Here is a 21598-nt window from a genome sequence, read left to right on the forward strand (position 1 = left end):
TTGTTCACTTTTTGTTAACTTTAATTCATACTATTCCATACGGAAAATTTTAAACCATGCGACTTCCGATATTATCTCCTCCAGTCAAACGGCCTGATATCATCCAGCCAGGGCTGTGCGTGGATCTGGAAAATGGTACTCCTGAGGATTTGATAGGTATCCGGATGGATCTGCTCCATGCCGCTAACTATAACGATCCGCCAGCTTTTGCCAACCGCAGTTTCAACCAAGTGATGCATTCAAGTGCTAACCAAAGTGCCAGCCAGGGCTGGGGCGGCTTTGCTAGCATGGGACGATTCTATTAATGAGCTACTGATCAGCGGCTAATCACAATGTCTGAGCAAACTGAAACCCTATGGCAAATTGGTCAACCAGGTAAAGGAAGTCAGGAGTTTATTCAGGTAGGCGACTGGCAAAAGGAATTTATCTACGTTGTTGGGTCAGATCAAGACCCCATTAACCAGCCGCAGATGCCATCGTTACTCGTGGTTCCAGGTCGCAAGACGAAACCACGGAGTAAAGGAAAGCAGCTTTTTTCCACCGACAAACTGAATATCCAGTTCACTCTTACCCAGAACTACAGTGTCGGTGAACTTACGCTCTTTTACAACTTTTTTGGTTCTGAAGTTGACACCCTCTTGGTTGATGGTGAGCCAGTGACCGAAATTGTCGGCGTGGGGTCAGGTAAGCCAACCAAAAGCCAGATTCCTTTGCCAGCCCTCAACGCTGGGCAACATACTCTGAGCTTAACCACCGCTGGTGGATCGGGAAATGGCTCACACCGGATCGACTACCTCAAGTTAGAGGCGGTTGTCGCTACCCAGCAACCACAAACACCCCAAACATCCCAAACACCCCAAACACCTAAGGAAACTCAGGAAACTATGGTTGAGAAGAAAACAGAAACAACACCCTCGGAAGTCTCCTCCACCCCTGAAAAGAAAAAGTCTTACGTGCCCACTTCCCAAACTGGGCTGCAAGATTATTCCTACTGGACCGCATACGCTAACAAGCATGCAAAAGCGCCCGATCAGCGGCGCAGACCGTTCCGACGGGGTCGCATTTGGGCTTAACCTCTAGCTCAGGGTAAGCCTTTTTGTCAATAAGAACACTTGAGTGTCAAGAAATTCCACAATAATTGCATTAACGCTTACCTCTTGACGATGATTAGGCGTAGATGTCTTGCGCCTTGCTGTAGGCATCACTTCCATCCTGGGAAAATCAATTTAAATAACAATACGGTTGCTGTTAAGGAGAATTGTAGGTTGGGTTGAACGTAGTGAAACCCAACAAAGTCGCGAAAATGTTGGGTTTCGTTCCTCAAACGCCAGACACCTACGGAGGGAAAACGCCAGGTGCTACAACGGGGGGAACCCCCAAGACCGCGCTGCCTCACCCCGGCACTGTCCTCCCCAACCTACAAAATTTAAGGTTTTTGGCTAACCCTCTTTTACCCCCTTTTTAAGGGGGTCGCCGCAGGCGGGGGGATCTTAACCGAACCATATTAATGCTGATTCTCTCGTTTATTTCTTAACAAATATTTTTGTCAATACTCATTTAGATACATTTTCTCTGACTTCTAGCCTGTCTTGTTCTCGTCCATTTAATGATCCACTGTTTGTTCTATGCAATCCACCGCACTGCTCCAAATTAAGCCCCATTTTCATGTAGAGGTAATCGAGCCAAAGCAAGTGTATCTCCTTGGTGAACAGGCTAACCATGCTCTAACTGGGCAACTCTACTGTCAAATTGTGCCCCTGTTGGATGGGCAACACACTATTGAGCAGATTATCGAAAAGCTGGATGGGGAAGTCCCAGCAGAATATATTGACTATGTGCTCAATCGCCTTGCAGAAAAGGGCTACCTCACTGAGGCTGCCCCGGATCTATCCCCGGAAGTAGCGGCATTCTGGAGCGAGTTAGGGATTGCACCCCCTATTGCAGCGCAAGGACTAAAGCAGCCGGTAACGCTGACAACGGTGGGCGAGAATATCAGTGAAGTAACAGTTGCTGCCCTGGCAACTGCCCTGCGGGACATGGGCATTCCGGTGCAAAACTCCACAGACGCGGGTTCCTCAGCGGCGCTCAACATCGTTTTGACTGATGACTATTTGCAGCCCGAACTAGCATCCATCAATAAGCAGGCTCTGGAGTGCCAACAAAGTTGGCTGCTCGTCAAGCCGGTGGGCAGTGTCCTCTGGTTGGGACCTGTGTTTATTCCCCAACAGACAGGGTGTTGGAACTGTCTTGCCCATCGGCTGCGGGGCAACCGCGAAGTTGAGGCGTCGGTCTTGCGTCAAAAACAAGCTCAACAAGAGCGCAATGGTCAGAGCGGGCGGGTGAGCAGCTTGCCCACGGCACGGGCGACGCTGCCGTCTACCTTGCAAACAGGGCTACAGTTCGCCGCCACCGAGATTGCCAAGTGGATTGTCAAGCAACACGTCAATGCCACTGCAGCGGGAACGGCTCTGTTCCCCACCCTCGACGGCAAGATTATCACCTTCAACCAGACGATTGTGGACTTGAAAAGTCATATCTTGATTAAGCGATCGCAATGTCCGACCTGTGGTGATCCAGGAATTTTGCAGCGGCGGGGATTTGAACCGCTGAAGCTAGAATCGCGCCGCAAGGAGTTCACCCATGATGGCGGACACCGTGCCACTACACCAGAGCAGACTTTGCAGAAATACCAGCACTTGATTAGTCCGGTGACGGGAGTGGTGACGGAACTGGTGCGGATCACTGATCCGGCTAATCCATTGGTTCATACCTACCGGGCGGGGCATAGCTTCGGTAGCGCCACCACCCTGCGGGGACTACGCAATACCCTGAAACACAAGAGTTCGGGCAAGGGCAAGACTGATAGCCAATCTCGGGCGAGTGGTTTCTGTGAGGCAGTGGAACGTTACTCTGGCATTTTTCAAGGGGACGAACCTCGTAAACGGGCAACCCTGGCGGAACTAGGGGACTTGGCAATTCATCCAGAGCGGAGTTTGTGCTTTAGCGATCAGCAGTATGCCAATCGCGAGGTACTGAACGAGCAGGCAACAGTAGCTCACGATTGGATTCCTCAGCGGTTTGATGTGAGTCAAGCCATTGACTGGACGCCGGTGTGGTCACTCACGGAGCAGACGCATAAATATTTACCTACAGCATTGTGCTACTACCATTACCCCTTGCCCCCAGAACACCGCTTCTGCCGAGGTGACTCCAACGGCAATGCGGCAGGGAACACCCTTGAAGAAGCCATCCTGCAAGGTTTTCTGGAACTGGTGGAGCGCGATAGTGTGGCGCTGTGGTGGTACAACCGCCTGAGCCGTCCGGCGGTAGACTTGACCAGCTTTGATGAGCCGTATTTTGTCCAGTTGCAGCAGTTCTACCGGGAGAATGACCGAGATTTGTGGGTGCTGGATTTGACAGCCGACTTGGGCATTCCGGCTTTTGTGGGTGTGTCGAATCGGAAAAGTGGAAGCTCAGAACGACTGATTCTCGGCTTTGGGGCGCATCTCGATCCAACCATTGCTATCATCCGCGCCCTCACTGAGGTGAACCAAATTGGCTTGGAACTGGACAAAGTATCTGATGAGAACCTGAAAAGCGAGGCGACGAATTGGTTACTCACAGCTACGCTGGCGGATCATCCCTATCTCGTTCCTGATGCCACGCAACCCCTCAAGACTGCCCAGGACTACCCAAAACCTTGGAGTGATGACATTTACACCGATGTCATGACCTGCGTAAACATTGCCCAACAAGCGGGTTTGGAAACTTTGGTTGTGAATCAAACCCGACCGGATATTGGGCTGAATGTGGTTAAGGTGACTGTGCCAGGAATGCGGCATTTTTGGTCACGGTTTGGGTTGGGGCGGCTTTATGAGGTGCCAGTGAAGTTGGGATGGCTAGATGAACCGCTTACTGAGGCGCAGATGAATCCCAGTCCGATGCCATTTTAAGTCTTTTAAAGTTTACGGGCGACAGGCTTCGCTACGTGCCAAATGTCGTCCTACAAGGCTTCTTTCATGAACGAAGAAGGGGGCTGACCCACCCCAACGGGTCAACAAACCAATCAAGACAATGAGGATTATTCTCATGGATAAAAAGAACATCCTGCCTAACCAAGGCAAACCCGTGATCCGCACCACCACCGGTCAACTCCCCAGCCACTTGGCTGAACTCTCTGAGGAAGCTCTCGGTGATGCTGGTGTGGATGCGTCGATTTGCCCCTGCATGTGCTCCTACGACGGTGTGGGTGCGTCGATTTGCCCCTGCATGTGCTCCTACGACGGTGTGGGTGCGTCGATTTGCCCCTGCATGTGCTCCTACGACGGTGATGAATAATCTAGCGTGCCTCAACAGCATGGCGTTTCATCGTCTTTGCCTTGAGACTACACCGCGCTAGATAGCGAGATGGAGATGAGGTTAAAGATAGATAGACAGCAATCAGAATCTTTTCTAGAGCTTGCGTTTTGAAATTTTCCTCATCTCCGTCGCGTGGATGTACTTTGTTTATCACGTTAATACCCTTTGGTTAAAGTTGGTTCGTAAGCATTCAACCGTCAGCAATTAGTGGGACTTAGCCAAAAAACACCTAAAAAAGAGCCTTAAACCTATACACATAAAGAATTTGACATTGCTTTGCTTAGTTTGTTGATATATCTGGGTTTGGGTTATTTTTGAGCATTTGGTGTATTATTGCGCATACCCTGCATGGGTTTGAGGCTTGTTTCTCCATCAAAAATGTTTAAGTTCCAGTAGCAATTAGCTGACCCAGCACTGTTGACTCTGAGAATTAAAATAGGGCGGAGAGGCTAACTGTCATTTAGGAGAAAGAAAATGTCTGTGAATTCTTCATTTCAACAGCTCAACTTACGAAAGCGTCGCCTTCAGTTTATGCGAGCTCATCAAGAAGCTTTTGATGTTGAGCCAGTTTTTCCTATCCCTCTTTTTGAAGAGGCAGTTCTTGAGATAGAAGGTTCTTGTGGTGTTGAACCCATGTGTCACGTTCAAGGAGACCAGTTGTTTGCAGTTGACTTTCAAGTTTCTAATGAAGAACATACATGGCCAAGCTCCTGGAGCAATGCTGTAAAATTTTTGGATCGAGTTGAAAGTAAAGTAGGTATTCGACTCAATCGTGGTTTGCTTGATCGGTTTGTAGCGGAACACATGGGTTCTCATAAAATATTAAACAATACAATAGGAATCGATTTGCGACCGAAACTGGAGCATTCTTGTATAAAAATATACATACACATTGAACTAGAAGAAGATCCTGAAGAATTAGTGAGGACAGCGATCAAGCTTGATGGTGGTAGCTATTCGGTTGAAATGCTACAGGTCTTACTCAAAAGTAGTATTATAATTGGGTTTAATATATTCTTGAATGGCTACACTAATGTTGAGTTCTGGGCCGCTTCTTTGGGAGAGCAATATAAAACCTCTAAATTTGATCGAGGCAAATATTTAAAATATTACATTCAGAAAAATTTGTCACCAAAAGTTAATTTGATATTCGGAAACTCGACTCTTTTGGCAGTCATTTTTTCTAAGGAAAAGAATGTAGAACCGCTTCTAGTTTTTCATTATGAGGAGCTTAAAGACATCCAAAAAAATTTTTCGTTCAACAGTTTAGGTGAGAGAATTTATAATTTTTGTCAGAGTCAAGATTGCATCACTTATGGTGGTGTGTATGTCACGGAGCGAGAATTGGAAAAAGACCGATTGGAAAACTTCAGTATTTTTTATAATAAACGCGATCAATGTCAACCTTTGCCCTTTCTTTCAACCTCCGATATTTAATTAACATCGCGTTCGATCAGTGTATCAAATCACGCATCAACAAGCTGAAGAAACTCAAAAATTTTGACATCACATTTGACGTAATACCAGATTGCATCTGACCAATTTTTAACATCAAACCACAGACGATACTGGAGAATTTTACTGCTCTGCAATGCGATCAAATCACCCACCCGATCATCGTTTTCCATTGTCCACCAGTATGAGCCATCACCCCTTCGCTGTTTCCCTCAACCCCGATATCCAAATCACAAGCACCGAAGACTACTACACCCTGCGCTTGGCAGAATCCGATCCGACCGCTTTGCTCACCCTGGCTACAACGCCCAGAATGGGTATGGCTCTTGATCGTCTCAGAGTAGGTAACACCACCCCCGAATCACTGGTGCAAGGGTTAGCCGAACTTGATGGTCACCCTGCCGGGGAACAGTTCGCCCTGACGCTACAACAATTGGATGAGCGGGGTTGGCTCAATTACGCTGTGTTGCCGCTCGCAGTGGCAATCCCGATGGTAGATTCTGCCGAGTTGAATGTAACCGAACCTTACCAAACACAAACCCGTCTCACCCTCTCCCGCTTTGCCTATCAGCATCTCTACGACGGCACTATGGTGCTGGAGTCCCCCCTCTCGAAATTTCGGATTAAACTCCTCGACTGGCGAGCAAGTGCGTTCCTGGCTCAACTCGCCCAGCCCCAAACCTTAGCAACACTTACACCACTCCCTAACCTCGGACCAGAAACCGCGTATCAGTTCCTCAATTTGTTGTGGGCAACGGGGTTTTTGACGGCTGACCCTGAACCCCCGTCGCTTCAGCTTTGGGACTTTCATAACCTGCTGTTCCACAGCCGCAACCGCAACGGTCGCCATGACTACCCAGTCATACATCATAACATTGAGCAGTGGTCGGATTTCCTAGTGGTGAAGCCGCCCATGAGCGACCGGATTGTGCCGCTGCCGCGTCCGAACCTGGGGGCGTTGAAGTGTAACGATGCCACACTTACAGAAGTGATCGAAGCACGAGAATCGGTTCGAGAATATGACGATAACTATCCGATCTCGATTGAGCAACTAAGCGAACTACTGTATCGTACTGCTCGTGTTAAGGAATTAGTTGGTATAGAAGAGTGGTTCGGTAAGAATTGGCGAGAAGTACTAAATTTTAAAGCAGATATTGACTATGGCGAGTTGAGCCGTCGTCCCTATCCCAGTGGCGGGGCAATGTATGAATTAGAAATTTATCCAGTGGTACTGCATTGTCAAGGTTTGAACAAGGGGGTGTATCACTACGACCCTCTCAATCATCAGCTAGAGCAGATACTCGAATCAAAGAACGATATTTTAGCTCTATCAGGTTATGGTCTTGTCAAGAATATAGTGGAGCCACGTCCACAAGTGCTATTGGTGATTACGGCACGGTTTAGTCGGCTATTTCGTCGGTATCGCTCTGTCGCTTATGCGTTGATACTTAAGCATGTTGGGGTGCTACAGCAAAACTTTTACTTGGTAGCTACCAATATGGGTGTAGCTCCCTGTGCCTTGGGGGTTGGGGATAGCGATGCTTTTGGTCGGGCGACGGGTCTAGACTATGTGGAAGAGTCGGCTGTCGGAGAATTTGCGCTCGGTTCATTACCCAACCGCAATGTCGAAGCAAGTGGATTGGAATCGATTGAGGTGGATGGCTCAGAAGGGCTGACTGAGGCAATGGTTTCAGCTAGTGAGGCTGAATTAGGTGGAGTTGAGGCTGAACCTGAGTCTGGTGAGACAGAAGTATTGGGAAATCAGCTTGAGTCGGTTGAGCTAGTAACAGAAATTCCGCCAGCTGAGGTGTGGGAAAGTCATGAAAATACCTCGGTGCAAGTTGAGGACACTGGATCTGAGGCTGTTGACTTGGCTCCTTCAGAGTTGATCGCTGAAACTCTAGATTCATCCAGTGTCGCTGAGGCTGAAAGTGAGTCGGCAGCAATTTTAACCAGTGAAGTTGAGAGTTCTGCAACCAAACTATCGCTGGCACTCCACCCCCATGACTTGGACGATCGCATCCCCGGACTAGCTGAACTCCACAACCAAACCCTCGGCGATCCCCGGATCACGATTGTAATTCTAGACGGCGACCCAGATCACACATTATCCTGTTTTGCCGGAGCTGAAGTATCCAAAGTTTTTCCCTACTGGCACGAACCAGCAGATCCAATCAGCCCAGAAGATTACGCCACCTTCCAAGCAATCCGGGACAAGGGGCTGAAGGGCAAAGAGAAAGAAGATGCGCTCGACGCTGCCCTCCCAGAAGATGTCAAGAAGCGGGTTGAACTCAATGACCATGCTTGCTTTATCACCAGTGTCATCGTGGGGCAAGAGCATAGTCCTGTTTTCGGCTTGGCTCCCAACTGTCGGGTAATCAATATGCCCCATGATGCCTTGGTGAACTATGACGATATGTTGTCACCCCTCAACTTAGCCCGTGCCTTCGACTTAGCCTTAGAGTTGGGTGCAAATATTATCCACTGTGCTTTTTGTCGCCCCACCCAAACCAGTGAAGGGGAAGAGATCCTTGTTCAAGCGATTAAGAAATGTCAAGACAACAATATCTTGATCGTATCACCGACGGGGAACAATTCAAACGAAAGCTGGTGTCTGCCAGCCGTGCTACCAGGAATTTTGGCAGTCGGAGCTGCAAAAGTCGATGGTACACCAGCCCACTTTAGCAACTGGGGCGGCAACAACACAGCAGAAGGTATCCTCGTTCCAGGTGAAGATATTCTAGGGGCGCAACCCTGCACCGAAAAACCCGTGCGCCAGACAGGAACCAGCATGGCTGCCCCCGTGATGACAGGTATTTCCGCGCTACTGATGAGTTTGCAACTACAAGAAGGAAAACCCGTAGATGCCGAAGCCGTCCGCACGGCACTGCTCAATACGGCGATTCCGTGCGATCCAAGTGTTGTAAAAGAACCAGAACGCTGTTTACGCGGCTTTGTCAATATCCCCGGCGCAATGATGGTGCTGTTTGGGCAACCCTCCGTCACCATTTCCTTTGCAGGCGACCAAGTGACGCGCACGGAACGTGCTGGATATGTCATGCCTACCGCTACGGTTGCCCCAGCAAGCATCACCCCTGCCATGATCGCTACGGATGCCAGCCCAGCCGTGCAACCCGCCACTCCTGCCACACCAACCGAGGCATCCGTCACCGCCGCCGCAGCTGCTCCCGCAAACACAAGCACCGTCGAAGCCAGCATCGCCTACTCTGGCAACGTTTACGCCCTAGGGACTATCGGCTACGACTTTGGGGATGAAACCCGCCGCGACAGTTTCAAACAACACATGGCTCCTGTCGAAGTCAACGGCATCATAGTTCCGCCAGATCCCTACGATGCCCGCCAGATGGTCGAGCATCTTGATCGCAATCCCGATGAAAGCGCTTCCCTAATCTGGACTTTGAGTCTCGATGGAGACACGATCTATGCCCTAGAGTCAACAGACGGGGATGTCCACGAGATGTTTTTGCTTATGTTGGCAGGGCAACTTGAGCCAGAAGCTAGCGATGAATTTGTAGAACGAATCAGCGTCCCCGCCCGACAAACCAGGCGCACAGTGGAACTCTTCTCAGGTCAGGTTGTGCCTGTAGTGATGGTAGATAACATACGGGGAATGTACGGCTGGAAAGTAAATTCCCTGGTGAACGCGGCAATGGCGGCAATTTCTCGTCAGCTGGATGAAGCCCAAGAACCCGTTGTGCGAGAGGCTTTGATAGCTTTCCTGAACCGAGTATACAACGATTTACGCAATGTGGGGCAGACTTCGCGCGATCGCGCCCTCAACTTCGCTGCTACCAACATCTTCCAAGCGGCTTTGACTTTTGCGCAGGCGATCGCCCAGCGTCGTCAACTCGACACCATTACAGTCGAAAAAAGCCCCTTCTGTCGCATCAACAGTGACTGTTGGGATGTTAAGCTTGAATTCTTCGACCCGGAAAGTGGTAGTCGAGCGCGCAAGGTCTTCCGCTTTACCCTTGATGTGATACTTCTGATGCCGGTAACCTTGGGTGAGGTGAAGAGCTGGTCATTGCCGTCTCAGGGAAAACGTATCTAATCTAATCATGTGGAAAAATCTAGCTTGTCTACCTCCTCTCCCCGTCTCCACTTTAATGATGGGATTGAAAATAACGTGATAAGTAGATGGACAAAAATATTTACAGTCATTGCGAGCGAAGCGAAGCAATCGCAAAGACTGGGATTGCTTCATTCCGCTTCGCTCCATTCGCAATGACATTGTGTAATTAATTCTGTCCAACTACTTATCCGGCTCAAGAAGTAAGAATATGGGAATAGAATTTAACCATTTATATGTTACTCTCGACACACAAACCCTAGAGTCAATCGCCAAATCAGAGTTCATTAGCCAAGAATTCTGCACAATATCCAGAGATACCGTAAAAACTGATACAGAAAGTTGGACGGGAACTTATCTCAAGGGAAAACATACCTGTCTTGAGCTTTTTCCTCCAGGAGGTGCTGAAGGGTTGAGGGAAGGTTTTTCTGGTATTGCTTTCAATAGTCAACAAGCAGGACAGATTGATATTGTAAAGGAAAAGCTCAGATCCTTATTAGGCTCCAAAGAAACACTTTCTTATTTGCGAGTTCGTCAAACCGAAGATGGAAAAGTTCCCTGGTTTCATTATTTGTCCATCAACCCATCCGAGAGAGAAGCGTTTGCTTCGTGGTTGATGGAATTTCATCAGGATTATTTAGATTATAAAAATATCAAACTTACCAGTGCGGGTTACTTTAACCGTGCTGCTTATCTAAAAAACCTTGGTAGTTCCGAAACCTCTTTATTTGACGACATATCAGAAGTTCATCTTGAATTGACTGCATCGGAACACGAGGAGCTAGCATTACTACTTCAAGCTTTCGGCTACGAATCATCTTGCGTAGGAGATATTACTACATATTATTCTCATCGTTTTATTGTACAAGTATGCCAGAAAGTTACTCCCCGTTATCGAATTCGCCAGGTTGTTTGCACGCTCAAGGATCAACCTGATCAGGAAAGAACATTCACGTTCGGTAAAAATGCACAGTTAAATGTGGGTAGCTTGTTGGCAATTTGGAAGTTTGGATAACTCAAGCAATCAGTTAAGCCATTTTTCATCATTTCACTGATCGCTGTTTTCATTGCCGTCTCGCTCAAGAGAAAGTCAAGTCTGATAGTCCACATTCCGCACCCCAACGGTCACCAATTCACTGTTTAAAATAGAGTTACTTTTGTCAATCCGTTAAAATACTCAAAACAGACTTAAATAAATGATAATCGTGCGTGAGCTTGGGAAAGAAGGCGAGCTACGCTCGCCTCCTTGATTTGGTGAGGGAATATGTTACCGTTTCGCTAACTTCTTCGTCAACTTCCGCAGACGAATTGACTGAGGAGTCACTTCAACCAATTCATCTGGTCCAATGTATTCTAAAGCACGCTCTAGACTCATATCGACTGGTGCTTGCAGCTGTACCAGTTCATCACCGCCGGATGCACGGTGGTTGGTCAGTTGCTTCGTCTTGCAGACGTTCAATTCCAAGTCTTGGGGACGATTGTGTTCTCCTACAATCATGCCTCTGTAAACTTTCGTACCTGGAACAATAAAGAATACACCTCTATCTTCGGCGTTCTTCATAGCGTAGAAGGTAGAAACACCTTCCTCAAAGGAGATTAAGACACCTTTGTTACGGGCTTCAATATCACCAGAAATAGAACGGTAGTCAAGGAAACTGTGGTTCATGATACCTTCACCACGAGTCATACGCATGAATTCACCGCGAAAACCGATTAATCCACGGGCGGGGATGACAAATTCTAGCTGGGTGCGTCCGTTACCACCCACTTGCATATCTTGCATTTCGCCTTTGCGTTGTCCCAGTCGCTCAATGCAACTGCCAACGGCATCTTCTGGAATGTCTAAAACCAGAAGTTCGTAAGGTTCGCAAGGTTGGCCGTTGACTTCGCGGTAAATCACCTGTGGCTGGGATACTTGAAACTCATAACCTTCGCGGCGCATGGTTTCGATTAAGATACCTAGGTGGAGTTCTCCACGACCGGAAACCAGGAATTTGTCGGGGGAGTCGGTTTCTTCAACGCGTAGGGCGACGTTGGTTTCTAGTTCGCGAAGGAGGCGATCGCGCACTTGTCGTGATGTCACCAACTTTCCTTCTTGACCTGCAAAGGGCGAATCATTCACCCAGAAGGTCATTTGCAATGTTGGTTCATCTACCTTAATCAGTGGCAATGCTTGGGGTTCGTTCGGGTCAGTAATCGTTTCCCCAATGTTGGCATCAGCAAACCCTGCCACAGCTACGATATTGCCAGCGGATGCTTCTGTAATTTCAATCCGCTTCAGCCCTTCAAAGCCCATCAACTTAGTGATTTTTGCCTTGACAACTTCACCGTTTTCTTTTACCAAAGCCGCTTGCTGTCCCATGCGGATAATGCCATTGTGAATTTTACCAATGACAATCCGTCCCAGATACTCAGAATAATCTAGGGTTGTGACTTGTAGTTGCAGTTGCTTGTCGGAGTCACCCACTGGTGCTGGTACATGGCGTAGGATAGCTTCAAAGAGTGGCTGCATATCCTTGGCTTCATCTTCTAGTTGTTCTTTGGCGTAGCCACTTATACCAGAAGCAAACAGATAAGGAAAATCACACTGGTCATCATCTGCCCCTAATTCCAGAAACAGATCCAGCACTTTATCTGTGGCACCATGTGGATCTGCTTGGGGGCGGTCGATTTTATTGACGACAACGATGGGGCGCAGTCCTTTTTCCAAAGCTTTTTTCAAGACAAAGCGTGTTTGGGGCATGGGACCTTCGTTGGCATCAACAATCAGAATGCAACCGTCAACCATACCGAGTACACGTTCTACTTCACCACCGAAGTCAGCGTGTCCAGGCGTATCAACAATGTTGATTAGCGTTTCTCCATAGTGAACCGCAGTATTTTTGGCAAGAATTGTAATTCCCCGTTCCCGTTCAAGGGCGTTGGAGTCCATGACGCAATCCGGAACGTCTTCTCCTTCACGGAAGATGCCGGATTGTTTGAGGAGAGCATCAACAAGGGTTGTTTTGCCGTGGTCAACGTGGGCAATAATAGCGACGTTACGGATTGGGAGCGTCATAATAGCGCGTTTGGATAAAATTAGCGTGGGGATTTTAGAACTTACATCTAGTGGAGGAATGTTGTAACAGAATTCCGGTAGTTTGATAAATTCTGTAAACAAGCCTTAACAATTCTATATTAACTCTTTATGGTTGAAGTGTTTTTTTGAGAGGAAGCGAACCGCGAAAACAACAAAAGATCCACAGACATGATGTACTGACAACCTTTTTTGAGCTTATGCCACAATTAATACGAATGTTTTTAAAGTGTCAGAGATGATGTGGATACCTGGGCAGAAGTTGCAAGGCGGTAAGTACACTCTTGAGAAGAAATTAGGGCAAGGCGGTTGTGGTGTAACTTATCTTGCCAAGAACACAAATAACAATCAAGTTGTTATCAAAATCCTTAAAAATACAGATACAGACACTTGTGATTTTGACAAGTATCAGCAAGATTTTGTCAATGAGGCACTAAAGTTGAAGGGATGCCAGCACCCTCATATCGTGAAAGTATACGAACTGATTAAACAGGGTGACTTGTGGGGCATGGTGATGGAATACATTGAAGGAGAGAATATAGGTAATCAGGCGTTACCATTACCAGAGTCTGAAGCTTTGCTCTATATTCATCAGATTGGTGATGCACTAAAAGTTGTTCATAACAATGGGTTGTTGCATCGGGATGTAAATCCGAACAACATAATGGTAAGAGCAGGTAAGTCTGAAGCTGTGTTGATTGACTTTGGTATTGCTCGTGAATTTACGCCTGATTTAACACAGACTCATACAGTCATTCGCACACCTTTTTATGCACCCCCTGAACAAGAAAATCCTCGTGCTAAACGTGGCGCTTATACAGATGTTTATAGTTTAGCAGCGACATTGTACAAACTACTCACAGGAAACGAACCCGAAAGCGCAATTTCTAGGATGTTTGGTGAGCCACTAAAACCTCCAAAGGAACTGAATTCAAACATTAACGACAGAGTGAATCAGGCGATTTTGCAAGGAATGGAGTTAAGACCAGAAAATCGTCCTCAGTCTATGCAAGAATGGTTGGCATTGTTGGATATTAAGTTTCCTTCTACACCTCCTGTCAATCCATCTCCTCCGATTTCAACTGTGGGTATAGATTACAGTAACCTAAATAAGTTATTGGCAACAGGCAGATGGAAAGAAGCAGATGAGGAAACTAAGGCTATTATGCTTAGGGTATCTGGTCGAGAAACAGAGGGTTGTCTGGATAATGAAACCATCTTAAAATTTCCTTGTCAAGATCTCCTTACCATCAACCAACTTTGGATGAAATATAGTAATGGACATTTCGGATTTAGTGTTCAAAAGAGCATTTGGCAGAGTGTTGGAGGAAAACCCGGAGAATTTAACCTAGAACACTGGGTTAGTTTTGGAGAACATGTAGGTTGGAGAAGCACAAGGCATCATCAGATTTTCTTTGCTAGTTGGACTTCTAGAGAATGGTCTTATTATTCTCAAATAAACTTTTCTCTTGATGCTCCAGAAGGTCATCTACCCCGAATATGGGACGAATGGAGGGGTGGGTTGGAATTATCTGCCATAGCTTTGAGGTTATTAAATTGTGACATCTAGTCGTGAGAGTTTGATTATCAGGGAAAATGCAAAAGGCTCATTTTATAGCTGATGAACACAGGTAATTTATCTATGTCTTTTGTGATTACCGATAATAAAGTATGATGATACCAGTCGAATTTTGCATTTATTATGTCTATTGAGCAAATTTTCAACGTTGCTAATATTTTCGTTTTACCATTTTGGACATTAATGTTTCTCCTACCCAAATGGAAAGTGACACAAAGGGTTATGGAGTCTTATCTTCCTTTTGTGCCGTTGGCAGGCGTGTATTTGTATTTGTTTGTTACTAGCATCACACCAGAAAATGCCCAAGCTTTATCAAATCCTCAATTAGCAGATATTGCCAGATTTTTTGGTGATGAGAAAGCTGCTGCAACAGGTTGGATTCATTTCCTGGTTATGGATTTATTTGTTGGGCGCTACATTTATTTAGAAGGACAGAAAACAGGAGTTTGGACAATCCACTCGTTGGCGCTTTGCTTATTTGCTGGTCCAATGGGATTACTTTCTCATATTTTCACGACTTGGATAACAAAGGCAGTTTCCCCAACTGTTAAGAACGAAGCGGCAGAAGTTGCCGAGAAAACAGTATCTTCTTAAGGTGACTTGATTTCACTATACTACTCCCTGACTCCCTGTCTCAAGCGTGTCCTACGGGTATATTTTGAATTTTGAATTCTTTAGTGCTGCTGCTTCCTCTGGTGCTTGAGCGACTAATTGATTTGTGCTACACAAGAAGAAGTAAAAAGTCCCGACAATCAAAACAAGTGCAATGCCCTTGATACCAGGTTGATACGCAGGTATAAAATAACAAGCAATCAGGGCAAAAATTGCCAGGATAGACCCTATAGTAGCCCCTAAGATACCCAATGGGCTTTCGTAAGGTCTTGGTAGGTTAGGACAACTGAACTTGAGCTTGATATAGCTGAGCATCACGAGAATATAGGAGAGGCTGCTCTAATATCGTGTTCGGTTAAAGACTTATCATTAAGACCGCAGGGGGGCAGAGGTGCAGAGGGGCAGAGGGGAAGGGTTTTTAAGCTTAATGCATAGATTCGGGAATTATAACTAATTAGCCGAACTTGATATAACGTCTCAAAGATGTTCAAGTCGTATATAGTTGCAAACATTCCATGAAATTGAAAAGACGGAAAACACTCTATTTGCTGACTAGTATGTTTACATTAGTCGGTTTCAAAAATAGTATCCAACGAGCTCAGGCACAGTCTAGCCCAGTGATCGGTGTCAAGAAAAATTCACTTGCAGCTTTGGATTTGCGACCAGACAATACAACCTATTCTTCAGTCATCGATTACAGTTTGGATGGTAGAGTTCAATTACAGAAAAGTTCTGATCAAAAAGTTGTACTTGACAACTTGGGAATAGGCTTTAAAAACAATCCAGAACAAATTTATCAAACATTTCTTCAGGCTGCGGCAGGTGGCATTGAAGACAAACCAGTGCTTATGTATCAAGGTATTAATACCTCACCATACTCTGAACAAATTAAGGATTACCACACTCGTTTAATGCAGAGACCTAATGGTAAAAATCTAGTTAGTGGAACTCAAGTTAATGCTACATTTAGTCCTTATCCACAAATAGGAAAACTTCCTAACATTAATGAGCAAGGTCTAATTTTTATTCATGAAGATATTAAAGAAGCCTGTGTTTGCATTGGTAATTTCGATAATCAAGGAAAGTTCCGGACTAAATGGTTGGGGAGAAATGCACTCGCGTGCGATGAATTTTGGAGTAGTACTAAAATAATTGCGTTACTTAATCTTGTTTCTCGCATCAACAAAAAAAATCCGGAAGTAGATTTTGATTCTTATAGTGTTAGAGGTATAGACACATCCGGAAATCAAAATAGTTTTCGCTTCCAAGATTTAGCTAGGGATATGGTCAGCTATGAACAAAAAATCGCGACCTCAAATTCCTTGGGTGCAATGTTCAAGAGATTTTCTCTCCCACTGGATTTAGAGAAGTGGCTTAAACTCATCACGGGTAATCAGGACTTGATATTTCGCGATACATACGGGGAAAAACCTTTTATCGAACAACCAGAGTTAGTTGAGACCACTACAAACAAAGTGGTTTTGAATGCCGATCAACAGCTTCCTAGATTGCAGTGTAACGCGGTATCTGCCTATGATTTAACAAGGATAGTATCCATGTTGGGTTGGCATAATTACATCCCAAGACAATCGCGTCTACCATATGCAGAGTATTCAAGTCTTAAAACTGTCATCACCGCGATGGGAGCAGATTCAGCTCGTTTAACTGATTTAGCCATTCAAGTATTGGGTTTACAAAATGACCTTGAATCTGTTGCGATTATCTCAAAACTCGGCAATGGAAATACTTCTATTAGGGAGAGAACTGAAGCTGTCTACGTTGCACTCGTACATTTTGTAGATAGTCGTCCAAAAGCATTAGGAAAGCCAGCCAAACTGTTCACATTTACTATGGCTTTACGAGGAGGAAAGGCGCTTCAACCAAGAGACCCCAACCGAGAAGTGATAGAACTTGATGCCAGGATGGCAACGGAAGTTACCGAGATTGTGCGGAGAGTATTGGCATTGGAATTAGATCTAGTGTAGTCCATAAAATTTTGAGAGTTTTCACAACGGTTATAGCCTACAAAAAGTGCTCGAAAAACTCAACCTGTCGGGTTTTTTGAGCAAAATGAGTTAGTCATTATTAATAATTAATCTTATTAAATATATTTTTTTGATTAAGATAATTGTTTATAGATTTACCTTGCCTATTGAGGATATCATTGATATCCTTCCAATACACTCCAAAAGCCTCGCGAATCGCTTCTTCTTAAACATTAGGCGAGTTGAGAAATTTTAATTTGCTATCAATACCTTTCTTTTGTGTCCATCTATCCCGCCAGTAATTCTTGTCAGCACCATGTCCATAATAAATATTCGCTTTGTAGTAAGCAAGACGAATCAGCAGGATTTTCCCAAATTGGTACTTACCAATGAATGAGAGTGGGTTTTCAAATTGGTACTGATTTTGATCTCCTGATAATAGTTTACGCATTGACAAAAAATATCATCCATGTATGCTAGGCAGCACAAGTCTTGGTGATATTGTCCACAATCTACTCACGCACAACGAAAGTGAATAAGTCCTACTTCCGATAATGAAATTCCTTCTTCTAAACCAGTTGTAGCGAAGCGGTTCGCAGCACGTTGCGAGTCAATATGTTTTTTTGAGGTATCGTGAACAGCGCTCGGTCAACAACTGGTAGCATCGGTCAATATGGTCGTTTTTCAAAACCTTATTGCAGCTACTTTTCGGCAACTTTTATGCTTTCTGTTTTTAACAGATGAAATGTGCATTGGTCTCACCTTCCTTTGAATACACAAGCTCGAATATTTGTCAATGCGTAAGTTCTAACTCACAGAAAAAATGCCTAACACCAGCATTGCTGCTAAAGTGAGAAAAACGCTGACATTGAGAGTCAATTCCAAACTCTGGATAGCGATTGCGCGGAGCGCAGACGCCAAGGGCGTATCGCCACAAAAATCGTGTAGGCAAGCAGCCACACAAGGTAGCTTGGTACGTTGGGTATCAACGATTTCAGGTAGTTACTCATACTAAAGACAATCGCAGCAGTCGTTAGCACATACTCAATCGTAACGGTTACGCCGCAAATAAACCCCCAAAACGGACCAAAGGCGTTACGAGTGAAGGAGTAAAAGCCGCCTGTATGGGGTAGGGCTACTGACAGTTCCGCAAGACTGTACATCATGCATAAATACATGATTGCGATCACAAAGGTAGCAATCGTTAAACCCCAGAACCCACCTGCTGCCAAACCATAGTTCCAACCAAAGAAATCACCAGAGATCACAGCACCAACACCTAAACTCCACAAAAGGAAAGAATTAGCCCCTCTTTTTAGTTGCCGCTGCCTTAAATAATTTTTGTCAACATTTTTATACGAGACAATCCCTCTTTATTTTTGCATGAATACACTTATGCTAATCATTAACACATGTATTCTATTGTTTGACTTGTTCTCCGGATTTTTGTTATGAACTATTACAATTGCTGTAGGATTAGTTAGGACTTAAATCATTATGTAAGGTAACATCAACAAATATTTTTCCAAAAAAAATTCCGAAAAGTTCAAGTTAGCAGTTCAATAAATAAATGTGCCCAAAAGCACAGGGTTGATTGAAATAAAAAATCCATATGCCATCCAATAATTTTACTCTTGTCTACGGTTTTAGGTAGGAAGAAGTCATTTTTCAGAAAAGGCACTACCTTTTCTACTGCATAAGTTAATTTCGCCTACATCTATATAGAAATTAGACCACTGTATATTTTGCACCCCCTTTAGCAGCGGATGAAGGGGGGCTTTTTTTGCACCTGATGACATCAGGTGTGGGGTTGCTGTTAAAACTCACCGTCAACGCCGCAACGGGTGCGGGTGTAAGGGGGTAAGGGTGTAGGAACCCCATCAATAAATCGCGCAGCACCGCGATTTCGGAGTGGCGGTCTGGGCCTTACTTGCGGACGCATCAACTTCAGTACTACCTATCGAGATCAGACTTTTCTTTTCTTTCCAAGATTAAAATAAGGGGCTTGTATCCTTGTTCCGGGGTAGGGGTATACCACAAAAAAAATTTCTCTTCCCCTTACACCCCCATACACGCCAGATACCTACGGAGGGAGACCCTCATCAAGTACTGGCTCCCCTACATCCCTTTTTTGGTCACGTTAAAAGGGGCACAGCATGCCGTACCCCAAAAAATGTTGAAACTTAATGAAAAAAGCTGTTTTTCGCTACGAACTTCTGGAATCTAGTACTAAGTCGCTCAAGCCTACCATTGCTAATTTTAGGTATTTGTCCGTCCCGCCTCGCACGTTGAGTGACCTTTACGCTCCCGATACTGTAAGATTACGTATCTTGCTGAAATCTTTTTAAAATATCTACTAAGTTGGCTTGGGATTGCTGCGGTAGTAAATCAATCAGAGGAAGCTCTTTTCTGCCACCACCAATTTTAACTGGAATAGATTCTAAAACTTGTACAACTTCATCTTGATCCACTGATTTCCCAGCAGTAATTAAGGGATACACTTTTTCTGCAACTATAGTATGTAACTTGGCATTCGATAAGTAAAGGTGCCATTTGGCAATATCTATATAAATGTTTTCGCCTATTTCTGCTGCTAGGGCTTCTATTGACTCTGTAATGTTAGTGTTAGCCATAAAGATAATCCTACATAAAGCGATAACTTTCATTTTATATACATTATCTCTCAAATCTTGAGACTGACTCTACCACCGCAAGTTACAATCGCCCTAGTCTGTCTGGTCAGTCTTCAGGTGGATGTAGGTGGTATTTCGGAGTAATTGGCGATCGCCGAAATATAAATCAAATGTCCCAATACCACGACCATCCAACCTACTGTTAACCAAGGAAGCCACTCCCAAGTAACCATATTCAAGTTATGGAAAAACCACAAACCGGAATTAGACAGGGCAAATATCGCCACATGAATGGCAAAATTCATGCGGTCATCTAATTTCCGGTAAGCAGGGTCTTTGCGATCGGGTTTACGAGGCCAACGAGGAGGCATAAGTTATTGTTACAGATATTAACAAAAGTGCTTTCTCACTCATTTTATGATTTTTGGGAGTAAGGTTGACTACCTTTTGAGAACTTGATTAACAAACGCTACAGCCAATTGTGTATTTAATTTAGGGTGGAGTGTACTTAGACACCCAGACAAAATAAAATACTTACTATGGAAAAAGTTTTATTTTTTTGTTGCTGGTTCGCAACGCTTGGCACCACCGCCTTGCTCCTTTTCTGGTCGTTGCCCCTCTCCCCATTTACACACCCTGGAATCACTGCTAATGAAGCCGTGATCATCTTCTTTCCTGTCATGCTTATGCGCTGGCTTGCTCTCGCCGCCGCACTCATACTGATTGTTATTGCTTGGGGGCGACGGCTGAATATGGCTATGCGCTGGATTGTCGGTCTGAGTATCGTCGTACTAGTCCTACACTTCGTGCTTGGGGTGATTAATATTGGCGTGATGAATGCTTGGATGAGTATTGACCACACAAAAACCCGCGCTACTAACGCCGTTTACGCAGCAATCTACTTTGGTCTGCCCACGCTTTTGCTGCTACTCACAGCGCCCCTAATGCTGAGTGCGGCTCGTTTTTTGCGCTGATCGTCGAATCGGCGGTTACTGAAAGTGGCGATGGGGGAAGAGCGATCGCCCTTGTTCGCGAGCGAGGATTTTCCTTCAGAAAACCCTCTCCCCAAATCGAAGACTTGGGACACCCTGCGAAGCTTGGTTGGGGCATAGGGCAGCTCCGCGCAATCGCGAGCAGACGCATTAACCAAAAGATACATCAATCTGACTGGCTATAATCTCCTGATTTCCCGCCAGTTTTACTAATCAACCTAATCGATTCTATTTGAATCGACTTTTCCAAGCCTTTCGCCATATCATACAAGGTTAGAGCCGCAACAGAAACGGCGGTTAAAGCTTCCATTTCGACTCCTGTTTCTGCTTTGGTTTTCACTGTTGCTTGAATTTGGTAACCAGGTAATTCTGGCTCAGGTGTCACCTGTACTTCGATTTTTTGTAATGGTAAGGGATGACACAGGGGAATTAAAGAAGCTGTTTGTTTGGCTGCCATAATTCCGGCTAGTCTCGTGGTTCCCAATACATCCCCTTTTGGAGCATTTCCTGCTTGAATGGCGGCGAAAGTTTCTGGTAGCATCCTGACTCTGGCTGCGGCGACAGCTTGGCGAACGGTGGACGCTTTTCCAGACACATCCACCATCTGAGCCTGACCCAGATTATCCAGGTGGCTCAAGTTTTTGGAGAAAATTTCAAAATCTTCTTGCGTCATTTAGAAAAGGTGTGCTATTATTAGATGTCGGTAAGGGCGTGTAGCTCAGTGGACTAGAGCACGTGGCTACGGACCACGGTGTCGGGGGTTCGAATCCCTCCTCGCCCGTTATTTTAGAGACACGAACTTTCGTGTCTCTATCTG

Annotated in this window: 20 protein-coding genes and 1 tRNA gene; 11 read left to right on the top strand and 10 right to left on the bottom strand. The window is 45.4% G+C overall.

Annotated elements, in window-relative coordinates; translation table 11 throughout:
• The first annotated feature begins 56 nt into the window (after window positions 1-56).
• From AC5JM2_RS21445 to AC5JM2_RS21455, 3 genes are all read left to right on the top strand, one after another.
• Window positions 57-305, top strand: coding sequence for a cyanobactin biosynthesis system PatB/AcyB/McaB family protein (locus AC5JM2_RS21445; RefSeq protein WP_495836856.1), 249 nt, complete (start codon window positions 57-59; stop codon window positions 303-305).
• 27 nt (window positions 306-332) lie between these two features.
• Complete coding sequence (locus AC5JM2_RS21450) at window positions 333-1073, top strand: cyanobactin biosynthesis PatC/TenC/TruC family protein (RefSeq protein WP_495836857.1); 741 nt, start codon at window positions 333-335, stop codon at window positions 1071-1073.
• Between the two features lie 552 nt (window positions 1074-1625).
• Entirely contained in the window at window positions 1626-3953 is a 2328-nt protein-coding gene (locus AC5JM2_RS21455; protein ID WP_495836858.1) for a TOMM precursor leader peptide-binding protein, read from the top strand.
• Window positions 3954-4017: 64 nt separating this feature from the next.
• Here the strand turns inward: AC5JM2_RS21455 and AC5JM2_RS21460 are convergent, their stop codons facing one another.
• Together AC5JM2_RS21460 and AC5JM2_RS21465 are read right to left on the bottom strand one after the other, a co-directional pair.
• Window positions 4018-4359: a hypothetical protein gene (locus tag AC5JM2_RS21460; protein ID WP_495836859.1), complete on the bottom strand. Its 342-nt coding sequence runs from the start codon at window positions 4357-4359 to the stop codon at window positions 4018-4020.
• On the bottom strand, window positions 4340-4513 hold the full coding sequence (locus AC5JM2_RS21465) for a hypothetical protein (protein ID WP_495836860.1): 174 nt from the start codon (window positions 4511-4513) through the stop codon (window positions 4340-4342). Before AC5JM2_RS21465 ends, AC5JM2_RS21460 begins: the two co-directional genes overlap by 20 nt.
• A gap of 320 nt (window positions 4514-4833) precedes the next feature.
• Here AC5JM2_RS21465 and AC5JM2_RS21470 point away from each other — a divergent pair, with 320 nt between their 5' ends.
• Window positions 4834-5796, top strand: a complete 963-nt coding sequence (locus AC5JM2_RS21470) for a LynF/TruF/PatF family peptide O-prenyltransferase (protein WP_495836861.1) — start codon at window positions 4834-4836, stop codon at window positions 5794-5796.
• Window positions 5797-5825: 29 nt separating this feature from the next.
• Here AC5JM2_RS21470 and AC5JM2_RS21475 read toward each other — a convergent pair whose 3' ends face one another.
• Window positions 5826-5987, bottom strand: coding sequence for a hypothetical protein (locus AC5JM2_RS21475; protein WP_495836862.1), 162 nt, complete (start codon window positions 5985-5987; stop codon window positions 5826-5828).
• A gap of 11 nt (window positions 5988-5998) precedes the next feature.
• Between AC5JM2_RS21475 and AC5JM2_RS21480 the strand changes: the two genes are divergently transcribed.
• Both AC5JM2_RS21480 and AC5JM2_RS21485 read left to right on the top strand, forming a co-directional pair.
• Window positions 5999-9886, top strand: coding sequence for a PatA/PatG family cyanobactin maturation protease (locus AC5JM2_RS21480; protein ID WP_495836863.1), 3888 nt, complete (start codon window positions 5999-6001; stop codon window positions 9884-9886).
• Window positions 9887-10115: 229 nt separating this feature from the next.
• Window positions 10116-10919, top strand: a complete 804-nt coding sequence (locus AC5JM2_RS21485; RefSeq protein ID WP_495836864.1) for a DUF5829 family protein — start codon at window positions 10116-10118, stop codon at window positions 10917-10919.
• A 252-nt stretch (window positions 10920-11171) separates the two neighbouring features.
• Here the strand turns inward: AC5JM2_RS21485 and typA are convergent, their stop codons facing one another.
• Window positions 11172-12962 (bottom strand): translational GTPase TypA, encoded by a 1791-nt coding sequence (typA, locus tag AC5JM2_RS21490; protein ID WP_495836865.1) that lies wholly within the window; start codon window positions 12960-12962, stop codon window positions 11172-11174.
• A gap of 256 nt (window positions 12963-13218) precedes the next feature.
• Between typA and AC5JM2_RS21495 the strand changes: the two genes are divergently transcribed.
• Together AC5JM2_RS21495 and AC5JM2_RS21500 are read left to right on the top strand one after the other, a co-directional pair.
• Window positions 13219-14550 carry a protein kinase domain-containing protein gene (locus tag AC5JM2_RS21495; RefSeq protein ID WP_495836866.1) on the top strand — a complete coding sequence of 444 codons (1332 nt, stop codon included), beginning with the start codon at window positions 13219-13221 and terminating at the stop codon, window positions 14548-14550.
• Window positions 14551-14682: 132 nt separating this feature from the next.
• A complete protein-coding gene (locus AC5JM2_RS21500; RefSeq protein ID WP_495836867.1) occupies window positions 14683-15153 on the top strand; it encodes an ABA4-like family protein in 471 nt (156 codons plus the stop codon).
• A 51-nt stretch (window positions 15154-15204) separates the two neighbouring features.
• Here the strand turns inward: AC5JM2_RS21500 and AC5JM2_RS21505 are convergent, their stop codons facing one another.
• Entirely contained in the window at window positions 15205-15486 is a 282-nt protein-coding gene (locus AC5JM2_RS21505; protein ID WP_495836868.1) for a hypothetical protein, read from the bottom strand.
• 242 nt (window positions 15487-15728) lie between these two features.
• Here AC5JM2_RS21505 and AC5JM2_RS21510 point away from each other — a divergent pair, with 242 nt between their 5' ends.
• Window positions 15729-17156, top strand: a complete 1428-nt coding sequence (locus AC5JM2_RS21510; RefSeq protein WP_495836869.1) for a hypothetical protein — start codon at window positions 15729-15731, stop codon at window positions 17154-17156.
• Window positions 17157-17382: 226 nt separating this feature from the next.
• Here AC5JM2_RS21510 and AC5JM2_RS21515 read toward each other — a convergent pair whose 3' ends face one another.
• From AC5JM2_RS21515 to AC5JM2_RS21530, 4 genes are all read right to left on the bottom strand, one after another.
• Window positions 17383-17607, bottom strand: a complete 225-nt coding sequence (locus AC5JM2_RS21515) for a hypothetical protein (RefSeq protein WP_495836870.1) — start codon at window positions 17605-17607, stop codon at window positions 17383-17385.
• A 424-nt stretch (window positions 17608-18031) separates the two neighbouring features.
• Window positions 18032-18448, bottom strand: a complete 417-nt coding sequence (locus AC5JM2_RS21520; protein WP_495836871.1) for an amino acid permease — start codon at window positions 18446-18448, stop codon at window positions 18032-18034.
• A gap of 1029 nt (window positions 18449-19477) precedes the next feature.
• Window positions 19478-19789 (bottom strand): DUF3181 family protein, encoded by a 312-nt coding sequence (locus AC5JM2_RS21525; RefSeq protein WP_495836872.1) that lies wholly within the window; start codon window positions 19787-19789, stop codon window positions 19478-19480.
• Between the two features lie 113 nt (window positions 19790-19902).
• Window positions 19903-20160 carry a 2TM domain-containing protein gene (locus AC5JM2_RS21530; protein ID WP_495836873.1) on the bottom strand — a complete coding sequence of 86 codons (258 nt, stop codon included), beginning with the start codon at window positions 20158-20160 and terminating at the stop codon, window positions 19903-19905.
• 288 nt (window positions 20161-20448) lie between these two features.
• Between AC5JM2_RS21530 and AC5JM2_RS21535 the strand changes: the two genes are divergently transcribed.
• Entirely contained in the window at window positions 20449-20763 is a 315-nt protein-coding gene (locus AC5JM2_RS21535; protein ID WP_495836874.1) for a hypothetical protein, read from the top strand.
• Window positions 20764-20947: 184 nt separating this feature from the next.
• On the opposite strand, the gene moaC is transcribed toward AC5JM2_RS21535, so the two are convergent.
• The gene (moaC, locus tag AC5JM2_RS21540; protein WP_495836875.1) at window positions 20948-21454 is read right to left on the bottom strand and encodes a cyclic pyranopterin monophosphate synthase MoaC; all 507 of its coding nucleotides are present in this window, start codon (window positions 21452-21454) and stop codon (window positions 20948-20950) included.
• A 34-nt stretch (window positions 21455-21488) separates the two neighbouring features.
• On the opposite strand from moaC, the gene AC5JM2_RS21545 reads away from it, so the two are divergent.
• Window positions 21489-21562: transfer RNA gene (locus AC5JM2_RS21545), tRNA-Arg, on the top strand.
• The last annotated feature ends 36 nt before the right edge of the window (window positions 21563-21598 follow it).

The organism is Brasilonema angustatum (genome assembly GCF_059505445.1).

Coding starts and splice junctions, on each gene's coding strand:
- AC5JM2_RS21445 (WP_495836856.1), top strand. CDS start 57: ATGCGACTTCCGATATTATCTCCTCCAGTCAAACGGCCTGATATCATC.
- AC5JM2_RS21450 (WP_495836857.1), top strand. CDS start 333: ATGTCTGAGCAAACTGAAACCCTATGGCAAATTGGTCAACCAGGTAAA.
- AC5JM2_RS21455 (WP_495836858.1), top strand. CDS start 1,626: ATGCAATCCACCGCACTGCTCCAAATTAAGCCCCATTTTCATGTAGAG.
- AC5JM2_RS21460 (WP_495836859.1), bottom strand. CDS start 4,359: ATGCTGTTGAGGCACGCTAGATTATTCATCACCGTCGTAGGAGCACAT.
- AC5JM2_RS21470 (WP_495836861.1), top strand. CDS start 4,834: ATGTCTGTGAATTCTTCATTTCAACAGCTCAACTTACGAAAGCGTCGC.
- AC5JM2_RS21475 (WP_495836862.1), bottom strand. CDS start 5,987: ATGGAAAACGATGATCGGGTGGGTGATTTGATCGCATTGCAGAGCAGT.
- AC5JM2_RS21480 (WP_495836863.1), top strand. CDS start 5,999: ATGAGCCATCACCCCTTCGCTGTTTCCCTCAACCCCGATATCCAAATC.
- AC5JM2_RS21485 (WP_495836864.1), top strand. CDS start 10,116: ATGGGAATAGAATTTAACCATTTATATGTTACTCTCGACACACAAACC.
- typA (WP_495836865.1), bottom strand. CDS start 12,962: ATGACGCTCCCAATCCGTAACGTCGCTATTATTGCCCACGTTGACCAC.
- AC5JM2_RS21495 (WP_495836866.1), top strand. CDS start 13,219: ATGATGTGGATACCTGGGCAGAAGTTGCAAGGCGGTAAGTACACTCTT.
- AC5JM2_RS21500 (WP_495836867.1), top strand. CDS start 14,683: ATGTCTATTGAGCAAATTTTCAACGTTGCTAATATTTTCGTTTTACCA.
- AC5JM2_RS21505 (WP_495836868.1), bottom strand. CDS start 15,486: ATGCTCAGCTATATCAAGCTCAAGTTCAGTTGTCCTAACCTACCAAGA.
- AC5JM2_RS21510 (WP_495836869.1), top strand. CDS start 15,729: ATGTTTACATTAGTCGGTTTCAAAAATAGTATCCAACGAGCTCAGGCA.
- AC5JM2_RS21515 (WP_495836870.1), bottom strand. CDS start 17,607: ATGCGTAAACTATTATCAGGAGATCAAAATCAGTACCAATTTGAAAAC.
- AC5JM2_RS21525 (WP_495836872.1), bottom strand. CDS start 19,789: ATGGCTAACACTAACATTACAGAGTCAATAGAAGCCCTAGCAGCAGAA.
- AC5JM2_RS21530 (WP_495836873.1), bottom strand. CDS start 20,160: ATGCCTCCTCGTTGGCCTCGTAAACCCGATCGCAAAGACCCTGCTTAC.
- moaC (WP_495836875.1), bottom strand. CDS start 21,454: ATGACGCAAGAAGATTTTGAAATTTTCTCCAAAAACTTGAGCCACCTG.